The following is a 15,574-nucleotide window of genomic DNA, read 5'->3' as shown; positions in this document are numbered from 1 at the left end:
AGGGGAGCGGGAAGGTTTTTCGCAGGGCAGAAACGACGAAGCCCGCGCTGGTCGGCGCGGGCTTCCGGTGCGATTAGCGTGTGTTGCGCGCGCTAGTCGCCGGCCCGCGGGAGGCTGGCGTTATTGCGGTTATTGTTGTTGCCGCGCGCGTTCGCACCGGCCGCGCGCGCGTCGCCGGCCGAAGCGGCGGCGTTGCGGAAGACGGCGGTGGCGAAGAAGGAAGTCACGGGCCGATCCTGCTTGAGGATCGGGCCGGATGCAAGCGCCGCCGGTCGATTCGCCGACCCGCGCCGCGCTTTTGTGGGAGGGCCTTCAGGCCCGATGCCTTCCGCTCAGATCGCCGCGACCTGAGACGAAAGCATCGGGCCTGAAGGCCCTCCCACAGAGGCCGCCTCCCACTAAGGAGTGCTCTCTCAGGCCAGCCCGAGTCCACATCGGCTAAGCTCGCCGGCACGGAGGACCCCATGGCCAAATGGATCAAGCGCGCCCTGCTCGCGCTGTTTTGCCTGTTCGCGATCGTCGCCGGCGGCGCCTGGTGGCTGCTCAGCGGCAGCCTGCCGCGACTCGACGGCCGCCCCGCCCTCGCCGGCCTGTCGGCACCGGCCACGGTCCAGCGCGACGCGCTCGGCGTGGTCACCGTCGATGCCGCCAGCGAAATCGATGCGATGCGCGCGCTCGGCTACGTCCACGGCCAGGAGCGCTATTTCGAAATGGACCTGCTGCGCCGCACCGCCGCCGGCGAGTTGTCGGCGCTGTTCGGCGAACGCGCGCTCGATTACGACCGTCGCCACCGCGTGCACCGCCTGCGCGCGCGGGTGCAGTCGCAACTGGCCGCCTTCAGCGGCGACAAGGCCGCGTTGCTGCAGGCCTACGCCGACGGCGTCAACGCCGGCCGCGAGGGGCTCTCGCGCAAGCCCTGGCCGTATCTGCTGCTGCGCAGCGAGCCCGAACCGTGGACCGTGGCCGACTCGGCCCTGGTCGGCTATGCGATGTATTTCGACCTGCAAGGCGGCGACAACGCGCGCGAACTGGCGCTCTCGCGCATCCAGCCGCACGTGCCGGCGGCGCTGTTCGCGCTGCTGACCAATCCCGGCAGCACCTGGGACGCGCCGCTGTTCGGCGCGCCGTTCGGCGATGCGGCCCTGCCCGGTCCGGACCAGCTCGACCTGCGCAAGCTGCCCGCGCCGCCGCCGGGCGCGCTGGTGCCGTTGCCGTTCCTCGACGAGATCGGCAGCAACAACTTCGCCGTCGCCGGCAGCCTGACCAAAGACCGCCGCGCGATCGTCGCCGACGACATGCACCTGGGCCTGCGCGCGCCGAACCTGTGGTTTCGCGCGCGCCTGCGCTACCCGGACCCGCGCTCGCCCGGCGGCAAGACCGACGCCAGCGGCTTCACCCTGCCCGGGCTGCCGGCGGTGGTGGTCGGCAGCAACGGCCACGTCGCCTGGGCCTTCACCAACAGCTACGGCGACTGGGCCGATTGGTCGCTGCAGCCCGGCTGCGCCGGCAACGCCAAGCCCGGCGAGTGCGCCGGCCTGAAGACCTTCGAGGAAACCATCGAAGTCGCCGGCCGCGCGGCGGAGACGATGACCGTACGCGAGACCGACTGGGGCCCGCTGCTGCACGACAATCCCGACGGCAGCGCGCTGGCGCTGCGCTGGAGCGCGCACTTGCCCGGCGCGCTCAACATGGGCCTGGCCGACCTGCTGCACGCGGCTTCGGTCGACGACGCGCTGCAAGTCGCGCGCGGCGTGGCGCTGCCGGTGCAGAACCTGGTCGTCGGCGACAGCCGGGGCAAGATCGCTTGGCGCCTGCTCGGCCCGATTCCCGAACGCGAAGGCGCGTGCTCGACCGCCGCGCTGGTGGAGAACGCCGACGCCGCCGGCCGCGCGCTGCCGGCGCCGACCTGCCCGCCGTGGACGATCCAGACCGCCGACGCGCCGAGCCTGATCGCGCCGCCCTCGGGCCGGCTGTGGACCGCGAACACGCGCACCCTCGACGGACTTGAACTCGAACGCATCGGCCAGGGCGACTACGTACTCGGCGCGCGCGCCGGCCAGATCCGCGACGGCCTGTTCGCCAAGCAGCGATTCGGCGAACGCGACCTGCTGGCGATCCAGCTCGACGACCGCGCGCTGTTCCTCAAGCACTGGTGGGACCTGCTGCAGCAACAAGGCGGCCAGGCCGCGCAGGCCAAGGACCGGCCCGCGCTGGCGGCGCTGGCGCAGGCCGCGCAGCGCTGGGAAGGCCGCGCGGAACCGGGATCGGTGAGCTACCGCATCGTCCGCGACTGGCGCCGCGCGGTGTTCACCCGCATCGCCAACGGCCTGACCGCGCCGGCGCAGGCGGCGCTGGGCGCGCGGTTCGAGATGCCCGACCTCAAGCAGATGGAGGGCGTGATCTGGCCGCTGCTGACCCAGCGCCCGGCGCACCTGCTGCCGCGCAACGAAGAGTCGTGGGATGGCTTGCTCGAACACGCCGCGCAGGACGTGTTGGCCGAACTCAAGGTCGAGCCCGGCGCGAACGCGGCCGCGCAACTGTCCAAGCGCACCTGGGGCGAGCACAACACCGCCTCGATCTGCCACCCGCTGGCCTCGGCCCTGCCCGGCTTCGCCCGTCGCGCGCTGTGCATGCCGCCGGACCAGCTGCCCGGCGACGCGGCGATGCCGCGCGTGCAGCGCCCGGACTTCGGCGCCTCCGAACGCATGGTGGTCTCGCCCGGCCACGAAGCCGACGGCATCGTGCACATGCCCGGCGGCCAGAGCGGCCACCCGCTGTCGCCGTTCTGGGGCGCGGGCCACGACGACTGGGTGCACGGCCGGCCGACGCCGTTCCTGCCGGGCGCGGCGAAGTACACGATGACGCTGGAGCCGGCGAAGTAACGATCGCCGGCGTGGTTTCGCCGGCTACCTGCAGGAGCGGCGCGAGCCGCGACCGCGACAACGCAACTGCGGCGCAACCATCGTCGTAGTTGCGTTGTCGCGGTCGCGGCTCGCGCCGCTCCTACAAGAGGCGGCCGAGGCCGCGCTCAGAGCATCAAACGCTCGATCAGCGCCAGATACAGATCCGGCAACGCTTCCAGATCGGCCACCGACACGTTCTCGTCGACCTTGTGGATGCTCGCGTTGACCGGCCCGATCTCGATGCACTGCGCGCCCAGCGGCGCGATGAAGCGCGCGTCCGAAGTCCCGCCACCGGTGCTCTCTTCCGGCGCCGCGCCGGCGAAGCGCGCCAGCACTTCGCGCGCGGCCGCGCGCAGCGGCCCTTCCGGGGTGTAGAACGGCTCGCCGCCGCGGAACCACGCCAGTTCGTACTGCAGCCCGTGCGCGTCCAGCACCGCCTCGCATTCCTGCTCCAGCCGCTGCGCGTTCCAGCTCGGGTTGTAGCGCAGGTTGAACAGCACCTGCAGTTCGCCCGGGATCACGTTGTTGGCGCCGGTGCCGGCGTGGAGGTTGCTGATCTGCAGCGACGTCGGCGGGAAGGTCTCGTAGCCCTCGTCCCAGCGCCGCGCCGCGAGTTCCGACAGCGCCGGCATCGCCTGGTGGATCGGATTGCGCGCCTTGTCCGGATAGGCCACATGGCCCTGCACGCCGATCACCTTGAGCGTCGCCGACAAGGTGCCGCGCCGGCCGACCCGCAGCAGGTCGCCGAGCGTGCGCGTGGACGAGGGCTCGCCGGTCACGCACCAGTCGATGCGTTCGCCGCGCGCGCGGAAGGTCTCGGCGACGCGGCGCACGCCGTCGATGGCGTCGCCTTCTTCGTCGGAGGTCAGCAACAGCGCGACGCGGCCGCGATGACGCGGATGCGCCGCGGCGAAGCGCTCCAGCGCGACCACGAACGCGGCCACACTGCCCTTCATGTCGGCCGCGCCGCGGCCGTACAGCACGCCGTCGCGGATCTGCGGCGCGAACGGATCGCTGGCCCAGCTCTCCACCGGCCCGGACGGCACCACGTCGGTATGGCCCAGCAGCACCAGCGTCGGCCCATCGCCATCGCCGTGGGTCGCCCACAGATTGTCGACCTCGCCGTAACGCAGGCGCTCGCAGGCGAATCCGGCGCGCTGCAGGCGCTGCGCGATCAGGTCCTGGCAGCCCAGGTCGGCCGGCGTCACCGACGCGCGGGAAATCAATTCGCAGGTCAGCGCCAGCACCTCGCTCGGCGCGGCGGCCGCGCTCACGCGCCGATCCCGAAACGCTGCTTGAAGCCGTTGTCGCTGAAACCCTGGGTCGCCTTGCCGTCGTCGGTGACCACCACCGGCCGCCGGATCAGCTGCGGGTATTCCTTGAGCAGCAACTTCCACTCCGCGTCCGAGGCCGGCTCCTTGCGGTTCGGCGGCAGCGTGCGCCAAGTGGTCGAAGACTTGTTGATCAGCGCGTCCCAACCGCCGAGTTGGGTCTTCCACTCGACCAGCGTTTCCGGCGATTGCCGGTTGTCGCGGTAGTCGACGAAGCGGTGGGCGACACCGAAGCGGTCGAGCCACTTGCGCGCTTTCTTGCAGGTGTCGCAGTTATTGAGTCCGTACAGGGTGGTCATGGCGGAACAACCTTTCGATCGAAAAATGGTGAGCGCCCGTGTACGCGCGCCGGCTCACGGCTGCAGGCGCAGCAGCCGCGCGCGCGTCATGAGCTCGTAGGCGAGCGGATGCTCGACGTAGGGAAACCAGCGGATTCCCTTCGGAATGAAGGCGATCGTGTCGCCCAGCCGGCCCGGCCGGCGCAGAGTCAGGATCAGTCGCTCGGGGTTGTGGCCGAAGCCGCGGCGGATCGACGCCACATCGCGCAGCATCACCTTCTCTTCGATCCCGCCCGAGCGCACCAGCAGATGGTCGCCGCCGTCGACGACGTCGTCGGCGAGATGCCGGGCCATGGTCCTCTGGATCGCCGCCGCCAACACGACCACGCCCACCGCCATCAGCAGGCTCGGCGGATGCCAGGGGCGGCTGAAGACGCCGCCCACCAGCATCGCCCCGAGCACCGCCAGCGCCATGCCCGGAAACGGCTGTTTCACCCAACGGGTCATGCGCGGACTGGAAAGGCTCGCGGCGGCGGTCGGCCCCACGCTCAGTCCGCCAACCCGCGCAACAGCTCGTTGATGCTGGTCTTGGCCATCGTCTTCGCATCCACCTGTTTGACGATCACCGCGCAGTACAGCGAATGCGAGCCGTCCTTCGCCGGCAGCTGGCCCGACACCACCACGCTGTACGGCGGCACGTAGCCGTAGCTGATCTCGCCGGTGGCGCGGTTGTAGACGCGGGTGCTCTGGCCCAGGAACACGCCCATGCCGATCACGCTGTGGTGGCCGACGACGAAGCCTTCGACCACTTCCGAACGCGCGCCGATGAAGCAGTGGTCCTCGATGATCGTCGGCGAGGCCTGCAGCGGTTCCAGCACGCCGCCGATGCCGGCGCCGCCGGACAAGTGGCAGTGCTTGCCGATCTGCGCGCACGAACCGACCGTGGCCCAGGTATCGACCATGGTGCCTTCGCCGACGTGCGCGCCGATGTTGACGAACGACGGCATCAGCACCACGTCCTTGCCGATGTAGGCGCCGCGGCGGGCGATCGCGCCGGGCACCACGCGCGCGCCGAGCTTGCGGAAATCGGCTTCGCCGTAGCCTTCGAAGCGCGCCGGGACCTTGTCCCAGAACGGCGCCGGATCGGCCTCGACCACCTGCATGTCGTTGACCCGGAAGTACAGCAGCACCGCCTTCTTGAGCCATTCGTTGACCTTCCAACCGCCCTTGCCGTCGGGCTCGGCGACGCGGAACTCGCCCTGCTCCAGGCCCGCGATCACCCGCTCCACGGTCGGCCGGGTCGAGCCTTCGACCTCGTCCGGAGTCAGCATGGTGCGGCGCTCGAAGGCGCTGTCGATCATGAACTTGAGTTCGTCGGCGCCCGGCGCCTGCGGCTTCTTCTTCACGGCCTTGACGGCCTTCTTGGTCGTCTTCTTGACCGTCTTCTTCGGGGCGGAACTCATCGGTGGTCTCCTTCGAGGCAGGCCAGCAGCGCGTCGCGCAGGGCCTGCTGTTGCGTTTCGTCGAGCGCGAGATCGCGCTCGTCGGTGATCTGGAACACGTCCTCGGCGCGCTCGCCGAAGGTGGCGATGCGCGCGTCGTACACGCGCAGCTTCTGCCGGCGCAGCGTCTGCGCGACGTCGGCCAGCAGGCCCGGGCGGTCGGTGCAGACCAGGCTCAGCATGGTCCGCGGCCGCGCCTGCTCGCCCTTGCGGTAATCGGAGAACCCGATCTGCGGGGCGATGCGGAAATGGCGCAGGTGGCGCGGCTGCGCGCGCCGCGCCGGACGGATCTTGTCCAGCGGCCCGGCCAGCGCCGCGGCCAAGCGGCGTTCGACGTCCTCGGCGCTGGGCGGCTGGCGCGGATCGGTCGGCACCACTTCGAAGGTGTCGAAGATCGCTCCGTGCGGGCCGTCGAGCACGCGCGCCTGCTGGATCGCCAGGCCGAGCCGGTCGAGGGTGGCGACGATCGCGGCGAACAGGCCGTCGCGGTCGGGCGAATGCACGAACACTTCCAGCGCGCCGGCGTGGGCGCCGCCGTGCGCGCTGACCGGCCGCGCGCGCACCCGGGTGTCGCCGAGCGCGACGCCGCGCAGCGACGCCGCCTGCCACGCGATCTGGTCCGGCCGGCCGCGCTGGAACGCGATTTGCGGCATGCGCGCGAACAGCGCAGCGATGTCCTCGTCGCGCGCGCCGAACGCGGCCAGCATCGCGTGTGCGGCCTCGCGCGTCTCGGCCGCGCGTTCCTCGCCCGCGACCGGATGCTCCAGGCCGCGGCGCAGAGCCAGGCGGGTGGCGGTGTACAGGTCGGCCAGCAGCCGGTCCTTCCACGCGTTCCACAGCTTCGGCGAAGTGCCGGCGATGTCGGCGCAGGTCAGCAGGTAGAGATGGTCGAGGTGCTCGCGGTCGGCGACCTTGCTGGCGAAGCGGTGGATCACCTCGGGATCGGCGATGTCCTGCTTCTGCGCGGTCACCGACATCAGCAGGTGCTGGCGCACCAGCCATTCGACCAATGCGGTATCGGATTCGCTCAGGCCCATGACGGTGCCGAACGCGCGCGCGTCGTCGCCGCCGAGTTCGGAATGGTCGCCGCCGCGGCCCTTGGCGATGTCGTGGAACAGCCCGGCCAGCAGCAGCAGTTCCGGCTTGCGCAAGCGCGGCCACACTTCGTGGGCGATGCTGAAACGCTCGTCGGCCACGCCGGAGGCGAACCGCGCCAGGTTGCGCAGCACCGCCAGGGTGTGCTGGTCGACGGTGTAGACGTGGAACAGGTCGAACTGCATGCGCCCGGAGACTTTCGAGAACGCCGGAATCCAGCGCCCCAGCACGCCCAGCCGGGCCATGCGCTCGAGCGCGTGCACCGGATGCGGGCCGCGCAACAGCTTGAGGAAACGCTCGCGCAGCGCCGGTTCGGCCTGCTCGTAGCCGGGCACCCGGGTCAGCGACTCGGCCAGCGCGCGCGCGGTCTGCGAATGCAGGCCGCGGATCTCGTCGTGCGCGGCCCAGGCGGCGAACAGCGCGAACACCTCGGCGGCGTCGCGCGGCCACTGCGGCTCGCGCGCGGCAATGTAGTCGCGGCGCAGTTCGAAGGCCTCGTACGGCGCGCCCAGCGCCACCGGCGCGGCTTCGCCCTCGATCTGTTCCTCGAACCGCTGCAGCAAGCGCTCGCCGATCCGCAGCACCAGCGCGGCGCTGCGGTAGAAGCCCTGCATCATCTGCTCGACGGCGAGGTTGTCGGCGCTGTCGACATGGCCCAGGCGTTCGGCCAGCACCTTCTGGTAATCGAAGCGCAGCCGCTCCTCGCGCTTGCGCGCGACCAGGTGCAGGCCGAAGCGCAGCCGCGACAGCGCGCGGCGCTCGCGCTCCAGCGTGGCCCACTCGTCGGCGCCGAGCTGGCCGATGGAGACCAGCGATTCGAGGTCGGACGTGCCGATGATGCGCAGCGCCATCCAGTGCAGGGTCTGCACGTCGCGCATGCCGCCCGGGCCTTCCTTGAGGTTGGGCTCCAGGTTGTCGGCGGTGTCGCCGTAGCGCGCGTGGCGCTGGCGCAGTTCGTCGCGTTTGGCGACGAAGAACTCGCGCGCCGGCCACACCTGCGACGGCGCGATCGCCGCCTGCAGGGCCATGCGCGCGACCGCGTCGGCGTCGATCGGGCGCGCTTCCAGCATCGCGGTGAGCACGGTCAGGTCGCTGCCGGCCTCGCTGCATTGCGCCGGCGAGCGCACCGCGTGGCCGACCGGCAGGCCGGCGTCCCACAGGCTGGCGAAGAAGCAGCCGAGCTGTTCGGCCTGCGCCGCCTGGGCCTGCGGTTCGGCCAGCACCAGCAGGTCGATGTCCGATTGCGGGAACAGTTCGCCGCGGCCGTAGCCGCCGACCGCGAACAGCGCCAGCGGCGCGTCCTCGGCGATGCAGATCCGCCACGCCGCGCGCACTTGCGCATCGACCGCGTCGGCGCGCGCGCGCAGCAACTTGTCGATGTCGGCGTCGCCGCCGTTGTCGAAGCGGTCGGCCAGCGCCGCGTCCACCGCCGCGAGCGCGGCGCGGATCGCCGCGGGCGTGCCGGGCGCGGGCGGCGCGCCGTCGTCGGGATCCGAACCGGGATTAGGGCCGGGATTTGCGCCGCCCGCGCAAGGGCGGCGGGCGTCGGCGGCGCTCTCGGCCGCCGCCGCGGGCGTCGCCGAGCGTTCGTCGGCGACGGGGCCGGTCATAGGTCGTTGTCGTCGCCGGGCACGCGGGTCAGGATCTCGACCCCGTCTTCGGTCACCGCGACGGTGTGCTCCCACTGCGCCGACAGCTTGCGGTCCTTGGTCACCACGGTCCAGCCGTCCGGCAGGGTCTTATGCCGGTAGGTGCCTTCGTTGATCATCGGCTCGATGGTGAAGGTCATGCCGGGAACCAGCTTGATGCCCTCGCCCGGCCGGCCCACGTGCAGCACCTGCGGCTCTTCGTGGTAGACCCGGCCGATGCCGTGGCCGCAGTAGTCGCGCACCACGCTGAAGCGCTCGGCTTCGGCGTAGGTCTGGATGATGTGGCCGATGTCGCCGAGGGTGGCGCCGGGCTTGACGAAGCGGATCGCGCGGAACATCGCCTCGCGGGTCACCTCGACCAGGCGCTTGGCCATGACCGACGGCGTGCCGGCGTAGTACATGCGGCTGGTGTCGCCGTGCCAGCCGTCCTTGATCACGGTGACGTCGATGTTGACGATGTCGCCGTCCTTGAGGATCTTCGAATCGCTGGGGATGCCGTGGCAGATGACGTTGTTGACCGAGGTGCACACGGTCTTGGGGAAGCCCTTGTAGCCGACGTTGGCCGGGATCGCCTTCTGCACGTTGACGATATGGTCGTAACAGATGCGGTCCAGCTCGCCGGTGCTGACGCCCGGCTTGACGTACGGGGCGACGACCTGAAGCACCTCGGCGGCCAGGCGGCCGGCGACGCGCATCTTCTCGATCTCTTCGGGGGTCTTGATGGAAATGGCCATGCCGGCATTATCGCTCATTCAGGCGACCGGGATCACCGCACCGTACGGTCCGCAGCGTGCCGGAAGCGGCAGTTGAAACGATCTCAGCCCATTAGGAGATCGGGCTTCGCTCTTGTGGGAGGGCCTTCAGGCCCGACGCTCTTGTTGCAGATCGCCGCGAGCTGAGCCAAGAGCGTCGGGCCTGAAGGCCCTCCCACAAGAGCCTTAGGGCCTTTTCTGCAGGATCTTGCGGCCCGGCCGAAACCGCCGATTTGCCCCGGCCCTCCTCCCCCGGCTACAATTCCGCGGCTCTGCGACCGGACCGCCAGTTCCCTGGCCCCGACCGCAGCCGTCCACGCCGGACGTCACCGGCGAATTCACACCTGCCGCCATTCCCCGTGCCGGGGTGCCGCCCAGGGCCAGGAGCCGCAAGCTCCGCCCGCCGCGGTTCGGACACGGAAGCGACAGGGAGGCCCAACCCCGGAACCACGCGCCCGCGGCTCGCCGCGGACGCAGCGCCCACACCTATCGCGGCGCCGGTTCCACTGCCTTCGGAGTTTTGCAATGCCCCAGATCACCATGCGCCAGATGCTGGAAGCCGGCGTCCACTTCGGCCACCAGACCCGTTACTGGAACCCGAAGATGGGTCCGTACATCTTCGGCGCGCGCGGCAAGATCCACATCATCAACCTCGAGAAGACCGTTCCGCTGTTCAACGACGCGATGAACTTCATCTCGGGCATCGCCCAGAAGCGCGGCACCATCCTGTTCATCGGCACCAAGCGCTCGGCGCGCGAGTCGATCAAGGAAGAGGCCGAGCGTTGCGGCATGCCGTTCATGACCCAGCGCTGGCTGGGCGGCACCCTGACCAACTTCCGCACCGTCAAGCAGTCGGTCTCGCGCCTGAAGGAACTGGAAGCCGGCGAAACCGACGGCACCTTCCAGAAGATGGTCAAGCACGAAGTGCTGGGCCTGCGCCGCGAGCGCGACAAGCTGGAAGCCTCGCTGGGCGGCATCAAGGACATGAACCGCCTGCCCGACGCGCTGTTCGTGATCGACATCGGCCATGAAGACATCGCGATCAAGGAAGCCAAGAAGCTCGGCATCCCGGTCATCGCCGTGGTCGACACCAACTACAACCCGGAACTGGTCGACTACGCCATCCCGGGCAACGACGACGCCATCCGCGCCGTGCAGCTGTACGCCCGCGCCGCGGCCGACGCCGTGCTGGAAGGCAAGGCCGCTTCGCCGACCGCCGGTGGCGTGCGCGAAGAAGACTTCGCCGCCGAAGCCGGCGGCGAAGAGGCCGGCAAGGACGGCAAGGCTCCGCGCGGCCGCGCTCCGGCCGCCAAGAAGCCGGCCGCCGCTCCGGCCGCCGCCAAGCCGGACGCCGCTGCGGCCGAGTAATCGGCCCGCAGTCGCCGCACCGTCATGCAGCCGCGCGACACTGCGCGGCTGCGACACCCGCATCCCGCTCCCGCAGGAGCGGCGTAAGCCGCGACACAACGAAGCTCCGCGCGCGAACCGTCAGGGCCCTATCCGCCCCTTGCGCGCGCATCGGAGCGAAAGGCTGGCCGGACACCATCGCTCCGGCCGATTTCGCGCATCGCGCCGCTTCGCTCTGTCGCGGCTTACGCCGCTCCTGCGACGAGCCACACGAATACCCGAGGCAATTCTCATGGCTGAAATCACCGCTTCCCTGGTCAAGGAACTCCGCGAGCGCACCGGCGCCGGCATGATGGAGTGCAAGAAGGCCCTGACCGAAACCAACGGCGACCTAGAAGCCGCCGTCGAGTGGCTGCGCAAGTCCGGCGCCGTCAAGGCCGAGAAGAAGGCCGACCGCGTCGCCGCCGAAGGCCGCATCGCGGTCGCCCAGGACGGCGGCAAGGCCGTGCTGGTCGAGATCAACTCGGAAACCGACTTCGTCGCCAAGGACAGCAACTTCCTGGCCTTCACCGACGCCGTCGCCCAGGTCGCCCTGACCTCCGGCGCCGCCGACGTGGAAGCCCTGAAGGCCGCCAAGCTGCCGACCGGCGAGAGCGTCGAGGAAACCCGCGCCGCGGTCATCGCCAAGGTCGGCGAGAACCTGCAGGTGCGCCGCCTGGTCCGCCTGGAAAGCGCCAACAACGTCGCCGCCTACGTGCACGGCGGCAAGATCGGCGTGCTGATCGAGCTCAAGGGCGGCGACGCCGAACTGGCGCGCGGCATCGCGATGCACGTCGCGGCGATGAACCCGCCGCACATCAAGGCGTCCGACGTCCCGGCCGAGTTCGTGGCCAAGGAAAAGGAAATCGAGCTGGCCAAGATGTCCGACAAGGACAAGGCCAAGCCGGCCGACATCCTGGAGAAGATCATCAGCGGCAAGATCGCCAAGATCGTCAACGAGGTCACCCTGTACGGCCAGCCGTACGTGCTGAACTCGGACCAGACCGTCGAGCAGGCCGTGAAGGCCGCCGGCGCCGACGTGGTCAGCATGACCCGTCTGGTCGTGGGCGAAGGCATCGAGAAGCAGACCGACGACTTCGCCGCCGAAGTCATGAAGCAGGCCGGCCTGGCGTAAGCCGCCCGACCCTGTCGCGCAGTACGAAAAAGGCCGCGGTTTCCGCGGCCTTTTTCTTTGGCTCGGCTTTCTTTGGCTCGACGCCCGCGCCCGCGGATCAGGGCTCCAGCGGCGGGCACGACTCGGCATAGGTGGTGGTGCGCGACACCACGGTCCATTGCCCGCCGGTGTAGCGGTACTTGGTCAGCACGATCTCGAACGCCCAGCCGGCGTATTCGCAGGTGGTCTCGGTGTAGAACGATCCTTCGACCGGATCGGCCCGGGCCGCCGGCATCGACAACAGCAGGCCGCACAGGCCCAGCGCGCACAGCGTCTTGCTCAGTACGTTCATGTCCGACCCCTCCTGGGTCCGCGGCGAGGCATTCGCCGTGGCCATCATAGGGCCGCCGGCGGCGCGGCGGTGGCCGGCCCCGCCGCCCGCGCGCGACGGCGCGGCCGCCTCGCCCGGGCGGGCCCGTCCCGCCTCAGCCCGCCATCAGCTCGATCCAGCGGCCGTGCACCCAGCCGGACTTGCACGGCCCGCGATACGGCTGCCGTTCGGCGATCGGCGAACCCACGCCGCAGCGGCCGAGCCGCCCATCCTCGCTGTAGACCACCGCGATCCAGTCGCCGCGCTGATCGCACATCATCACCCAGAGGTTTTCGCCGAGTTTGTCGGTCATCGCATACGCCGCGCCGGGACCGTCGCGTACCGCCAGGAAGCCGTCGCCGCCGGTCTTGAGGCCGTGCACGCGCCCCTGCGAGCCGCACGCGTCGAGCACTTCGTTGCCGCCGACCACCACCGGCACCGCGCGCGGCGGCGCGGCCACGGTCGCGTTCGCGGCCAACGTCAGCGTCAGCAGCAACGCGATCAGCGCAGATATGTTCGGTTTCATCGCAATCTCCCCGCCGCGCCTCAGCCGGCGACCACTTCGATCCAGGCCGTATTGACCCAACCGGATTTGCACGGGCCGCGGTAGACCTCGGCCTCGGCGATGGCCCAGCTGACGCCGCACGCGCTGGCGTCCGCGCCCGCCGGCGCGTACACCACGGCCGTCCAGCGGCCGCGGCTGCCGCACAGATAGACCAGGCGCCCGTTGCCGAGCTTGTCGAGCATCGCGTAGTCGGCGCCGGGTCCGGCGCGCACGGCGAGAAAGCCGTCGCCGTCGGCCTTGAGCCCGCGCACCCGCCCGGTCGAACCGCAGGCGTCCCATTCCTCGCTACCGCCGACTTCCACCGGCACCGCGCGCGGCGGCGCGGCCAAGGCCTGGGCCTGGGCCTGGACCAGAGCCGCGGGCAGCGCCAGCGCGATCGTCAGCAGCGCCGCTTTTCCCGGCGTCATCGCAATACTCCTTTATCGCTGCGTTTTTTCGATCCGATGCGGTGCGCGAGCGGCGTCAGCCGGCGACGATGCGGATCCAGTTCCAATGCACCCAGCCGAAATTGCACGGCCCCCGGTAGCGGCGGATATCGGCCGATTCGGGCTCGCAGAGCATGCGCGAACCCGGCGGCGGATACATCACCGACACCCAGCGGCCTTCGCTGCGGCACAGCCGGACCCGGCGCTCGCTGCTGAGCCGGTCGACCTCCGCATAGCCGGTGCCCGGCCCCTCGCGCACGGTCAAGAAGCCGTCGCGCCCGGCCTTGAGCCCGACCACTTCGCCGATCGACTCGCAGGGGCCGCCCGCGCCGATGTCGCCCACCGGCGTGGACGCGGGCGGCTCGGCTGCCGCCGCGACCGCGAGCAGCGCCAATGCGCCGCCCAGACACACCACCATCGTTCGATTCATCGCTGCGCTCCTTGCTGCTGCGTGCCGCTCCATCCCGTCTTCCCTGCCGCCCGCACCAGCGCGCCGCCGCGGCGGCGCGCCAGCGAGGACGCCGCCGGATTTACTCGCCGCTCTGGAAGTAGACCTCTTCGTACGGCTGCACCACCACCCAGCCGTTGCCGGAGAACTTGAGCTGGATGCTCTCGCCCGAGCCGCGGCCGAACAGCGTGCCCAGCGAGATGTCGGTGACGATGTCCGGGCTCAGCCCGCCCGACCAGGCGACGGTGGCGTTGGGGTCGGTGAACACCGGCTGGTCCGGGGTCACCGCCAGGGTCAGCGGCTCGTAATGCGAGGTGATCGCGACCACGCCGCTGCCGCTGAGCTTGATGTTGAACAGGCCGCCCGACATCATCCCGGCGACCTTGCGCATCATCTTGATGTCCGAGGCGATGCCGTCCTCGAAGGCCAGCACGTCGTTGCCGTTGACGAAGATCGACTCGCCGTTCAGGCGCAGCAGGGTGATCTTCTTGCCGGCGTCGGCGACGTAGACCCGGCCCTGGCCTTCCATCTTCATCAGCTGGGTGCCCTCGCCGCTGATCGCCTTCTTCAGCAGGTTGGTGAAGCCCTGCTCCATCAGGCCCTGGCGCACGAACTTGACCCCGCCGCGGTAGGCGACCATCGAGCCGGACTTGGCCCAGACCCGGCCGTTGAGCTTGACCTCCAGCAGGTGCGAGCTTTCCAGCTCGAACGCTTCGGGGCTGAGGTCCTTCTGCTTGGAGCTCTCGAGGAATTCGTTGAGGTTCTTGATCGTCACTTGGCCATCTCCTTGGGTGGTGCGCGGCGCGCCGGGGGCGGCGACGGCCGCGGCGGTTCCTGTAGCGGACCTGCGGCGGCGATCATACAGCCTGAACGTGGCCCGCCGCCGGTCGCGCGACCCGCCGAAAAGCGCTGCGGCCGGCCCATTCCCGCACGCCGCGGACGCCGGGCTTGGGCTACAATTCCGGCCGTTTTCCGCCTTCCCCCGAGACCGCCCATGTCCCAGCTCGCTTATCGCCGTGTCCTGTTGAAACTTTCCGGCGAGGCGTTGATGGGGGACGAGGACTACGGCATCGACCCCAAGGTCATCGGCCGGCTCGCGCGCGAAGTCATCGAAGTGCAGCAGGCCGGCGCCGAAGTGGCGCTGGTGATCGGCGGCGGCAACATCTTCCGCGGCGCGGGCCTCGCGGCCGGCGGCATGGACCGGGTCACCGGCGACCAGATGGGCATGCTGGCTACGGTCATCAACGCGCTGGCGATGCAGGATTCGCTGGAAAAGCTCGGCGCCAAGGTGCGGGTGATGAGCGCGATCAAGATCAACGACGTGTGCGAGGACTACATCCGCCGCCGCGCGATCCGCCACCTGGAAAAGGGCCGCATCGCGATCTTCGCCGCCGGCGTCGGCAGCCCGTTCTTCACCACCGATTCCGGCGCCGCGCTGCGTGCGATCGAGATCGGCGCCGACCTGCTGCTCAAGGCGACCAAGGTCGACGGCGTGTACGACAAGGACCCGAAGAAGCACGGCGACGCGGTGCGCTTCGACAAGCTCAGCTACGACGAGGTGATCACCCGCGACCTGCAGGTGATGGACACCGCCGCGTTCGCGCTGGCGCGCGACAGCGAACTGCCGCTGCGCATCTTCGACATGGGCCAGCCGGGCGTGCTGCTGCGCATCCTGCGCGGCGAGAACATCGGCACCCTGGTGCAGGGCCGCGGCTGAGGCCGGCGGGCCGCGCCGCGGCCGGCGCGGCGACGATCC

The 15,574-nt window shown here is 70.3% G+C and carries 16 protein-coding genes; 4 read left to right on the top strand and 12 right to left on the bottom strand.

Annotated features, from left to right (window positions below):
- Positions 1 to 464 precede the first annotated feature (464 nt).
- Positions 465 to 2,882 (top strand): penicillin acylase family protein, encoded by a 2,418-nt coding sequence (locus tag JHW41_RS09020; RefSeq protein ID WP_250449680.1) that lies wholly within the window; start codon positions 465 to 467, stop codon positions 2,880 to 2,882.
- A 146-nt stretch (positions 2,883 to 3,028) separates the two neighbouring features.
- Here the strand turns inward: JHW41_RS09020 and dapE are convergent, their stop codons facing one another.
- The 7 genes from dapE to JHW41_RS26705 all read right to left on the bottom strand — a co-directional run bounded on the left by dapE (position 3,029) and on the right by JHW41_RS26705 (position 9,689).
- Positions 3,029 to 4,177, bottom strand: coding sequence for a succinyl-diaminopimelate desuccinylase (dapE, locus tag JHW41_RS09015; RefSeq protein ID WP_250449679.1), 1,149 nt, complete (start codon positions 4,175 to 4,177; stop codon positions 3,029 to 3,031).
- Positions 4,174 to 4,533, bottom strand: a complete 360-nt coding sequence (locus tag JHW41_RS09010) for a Spx/MgsR family RNA polymerase-binding regulatory protein (protein WP_250449678.1) — start codon at positions 4,531 to 4,533, stop codon at positions 4,174 to 4,176. Before JHW41_RS09010 ends, dapE begins: the two co-directional genes overlap by 4 nt.
- Positions 4,534 to 4,587: 54 nt before the next feature.
- Positions 4,588 to 5,019: a hypothetical protein gene (locus tag JHW41_RS09005; protein ID WP_250449677.1), complete on the bottom strand. Its 432-nt coding sequence runs from the start codon at positions 5,017 to 5,019 to the stop codon at positions 4,588 to 4,590.
- A gap of 41 nt (positions 5,020 to 5,060) precedes the next feature.
- Complete coding sequence (dapD, locus tag JHW41_RS09000) at positions 5,061 to 5,996, bottom strand: 2,3,4,5-tetrahydropyridine-2,6-dicarboxylate N-succinyltransferase (protein WP_231784048.1); 936 nt, start codon at positions 5,994 to 5,996, stop codon at positions 5,061 to 5,063.
- Positions 5,972 to 8,794: a [protein-PII] uridylyltransferase gene (glnD, locus tag JHW41_RS08995; RefSeq protein WP_428995483.1), complete on the bottom strand. Its 2,823-nt coding sequence runs from the start codon at positions 8,792 to 8,794 to the stop codon at positions 5,972 to 5,974. The genes dapD and glnD overlap by 25 nt, the downstream gene beginning before the upstream one ends.
- Positions 8,716 to 9,492 carry a type I methionyl aminopeptidase gene (gene map, locus JHW41_RS08990; protein WP_091794707.1) on the bottom strand — a complete coding sequence of 259 codons (777 nt, stop codon included), beginning with the start codon at positions 9,490 to 9,492 and terminating at the stop codon, positions 8,716 to 8,718. Before map ends, glnD begins: the two co-directional genes overlap by 79 nt.
- A gap of 83 nt (positions 9,493 to 9,575) precedes the next feature.
- The gene (locus JHW41_RS26705; protein ID WP_428995482.1) at positions 9,576 to 9,689 is read right to left on the bottom strand and encodes a DUF6053 domain-containing protein; all 114 of its coding nucleotides are present in this window, start codon (positions 9,687 to 9,689) and stop codon (positions 9,576 to 9,578) included.
- Positions 9,690 to 10,035: 346 nt separating this feature from the next.
- Here JHW41_RS26705 and rpsB point away from each other — a divergent pair, with 346 nt between their 5' ends.
- Positions 10,036 to 10,878, top strand: coding sequence for a 30S ribosomal protein S2 (gene rpsB / locus JHW41_RS08985; RefSeq protein ID WP_250449676.1), 843 nt, complete (start codon positions 10,036 to 10,038; stop codon positions 10,876 to 10,878).
- 271 nt (positions 10,879 to 11,149) lie between these two features.
- Positions 11,150 to 12,031 carry a translation elongation factor Ts gene (tsf, locus tag JHW41_RS08980; RefSeq protein WP_057948239.1) on the top strand — a complete coding sequence of 294 codons (882 nt, stop codon included), beginning with the start codon at positions 11,150 to 11,152 and terminating at the stop codon, positions 12,029 to 12,031.
- A 97-nt stretch (positions 12,032 to 12,128) separates the two neighbouring features.
- Here the strand turns inward: tsf and JHW41_RS08975 are convergent, their stop codons facing one another.
- The 5 genes from JHW41_RS08975 to JHW41_RS08955 all read right to left on the bottom strand — a co-directional run bounded on the left by JHW41_RS08975 (position 12,129) and on the right by JHW41_RS08955 (position 14,593).
- Positions 12,129 to 12,362, bottom strand: a complete 234-nt coding sequence (locus tag JHW41_RS08975) for a hypothetical protein (RefSeq protein WP_057948240.1) — start codon at positions 12,360 to 12,362, stop codon at positions 12,129 to 12,131.
- A 133-nt stretch (positions 12,363 to 12,495) separates the two neighbouring features.
- Positions 12,496 to 12,906 carry a hypothetical protein gene (locus JHW41_RS08970; RefSeq protein WP_250449675.1) on the bottom strand — a complete coding sequence of 137 codons (411 nt, stop codon included), beginning with the start codon at positions 12,904 to 12,906 and terminating at the stop codon, positions 12,496 to 12,498.
- A gap of 20 nt (positions 12,907 to 12,926) precedes the next feature.
- Positions 12,927 to 13,352 carry a hypothetical protein gene (locus tag JHW41_RS08965; RefSeq protein WP_250449674.1) on the bottom strand — a complete coding sequence of 142 codons (426 nt, stop codon included), beginning with the start codon at positions 13,350 to 13,352 and terminating at the stop codon, positions 12,927 to 12,929.
- A gap of 55 nt (positions 13,353 to 13,407) precedes the next feature.
- Complete coding sequence (locus JHW41_RS08960; RefSeq protein ID WP_139382010.1) at positions 13,408 to 13,800, bottom strand: integron; 393 nt, start codon at positions 13,798 to 13,800, stop codon at positions 13,408 to 13,410.
- Positions 13,801 to 13,900: 100 nt separating this feature from the next.
- Positions 13,901 to 14,593: an AIM24 family protein gene (locus JHW41_RS08955; protein WP_057948244.1), complete on the bottom strand. Its 693-nt coding sequence runs from the start codon at positions 14,591 to 14,593 to the stop codon at positions 13,901 to 13,903.
- A 219-nt stretch (positions 14,594 to 14,812) separates the two neighbouring features.
- On the opposite strand from JHW41_RS08955, the gene pyrH reads away from it, so the two are divergent.
- Positions 14,813 to 15,535: a UMP kinase gene (gene pyrH / locus JHW41_RS08950; RefSeq protein ID WP_057948245.1), complete on the top strand. Its 723-nt coding sequence runs from the start codon at positions 14,813 to 14,815 to the stop codon at positions 15,533 to 15,535.
- Positions 15,536 to 15,574 lie beyond the last annotated feature (39 nt).

This window comes from Lysobacter enzymogenes (genome assembly GCF_023617245.1).
Taxonomy (GTDB): domain Bacteria; phylum Pseudomonadota; class Gammaproteobacteria; order Xanthomonadales; family Xanthomonadaceae; genus Lysobacter; species Lysobacter yananisis.
This window is presented reverse-complemented; position numbering and strand designations above follow the sequence as displayed.

What these genes read in the sequence shown, in the direction of transcription:
- JHW41_RS08970 (WP_250449675.1), bottom strand. Translation starts at nt 12,906, where the DNA reads ATGAAACCGAACATATCTGCGCTGATCGCGTTGCTGCTGACGCTGACG.
- JHW41_RS09020 (WP_250449680.1), top strand. Translation starts at nt 465, where the DNA reads ATGGCCAAATGGATCAAGCGCGCCCTGCTCGCGCTGTTTTGCCTGTTC.
- JHW41_RS08965 (WP_250449674.1), bottom strand. Translation starts at nt 13,352, where the DNA reads ATGACGCCGGGAAAAGCGGCGCTGCTGACGATCGCGCTGGCGCTGCCC.
- JHW41_RS09005 (WP_250449677.1), bottom strand. Translation starts at nt 5,019, where the DNA reads ATGACCCGTTGGGTGAAACAGCCGTTTCCGGGCATGGCGCTGGCGGTG.
- pyrH (WP_057948245.1), top strand. Translation starts at nt 14,813, where the DNA reads ATGTCCCAGCTCGCTTATCGCCGTGTCCTGTTGAAACTTTCCGGCGAG.
- JHW41_RS08975 (WP_057948240.1), bottom strand. Translation starts at nt 12,362, where the DNA reads ATGAACGTACTGAGCAAGACGCTGTGCGCGCTGGGCCTGTGCGGCCTG.
- rpsB (WP_250449676.1), top strand. Translation starts at nt 10,036, where the DNA reads ATGCCCCAGATCACCATGCGCCAGATGCTGGAAGCCGGCGTCCACTTC.
- JHW41_RS09010 (WP_250449678.1), bottom strand. Translation starts at nt 4,533, where the DNA reads ATGACCACCCTGTACGGACTCAATAACTGCGACACCTGCAAGAAAGCG.
- JHW41_RS08960 (WP_139382010.1), bottom strand. Translation starts at nt 13,800, where the DNA reads ATGAATCGAACGATGGTGGTGTGTCTGGGCGGCGCATTGGCGCTGCTC.
- tsf (WP_057948239.1), top strand. Translation starts at nt 11,150, where the DNA reads ATGGCTGAAATCACCGCTTCCCTGGTCAAGGAACTCCGCGAGCGCACC.
- map (WP_091794707.1), bottom strand. Translation starts at nt 9,492, where the DNA reads ATGGCCATTTCCATCAAGACCCCCGAAGAGATCGAGAAGATGCGCGTC.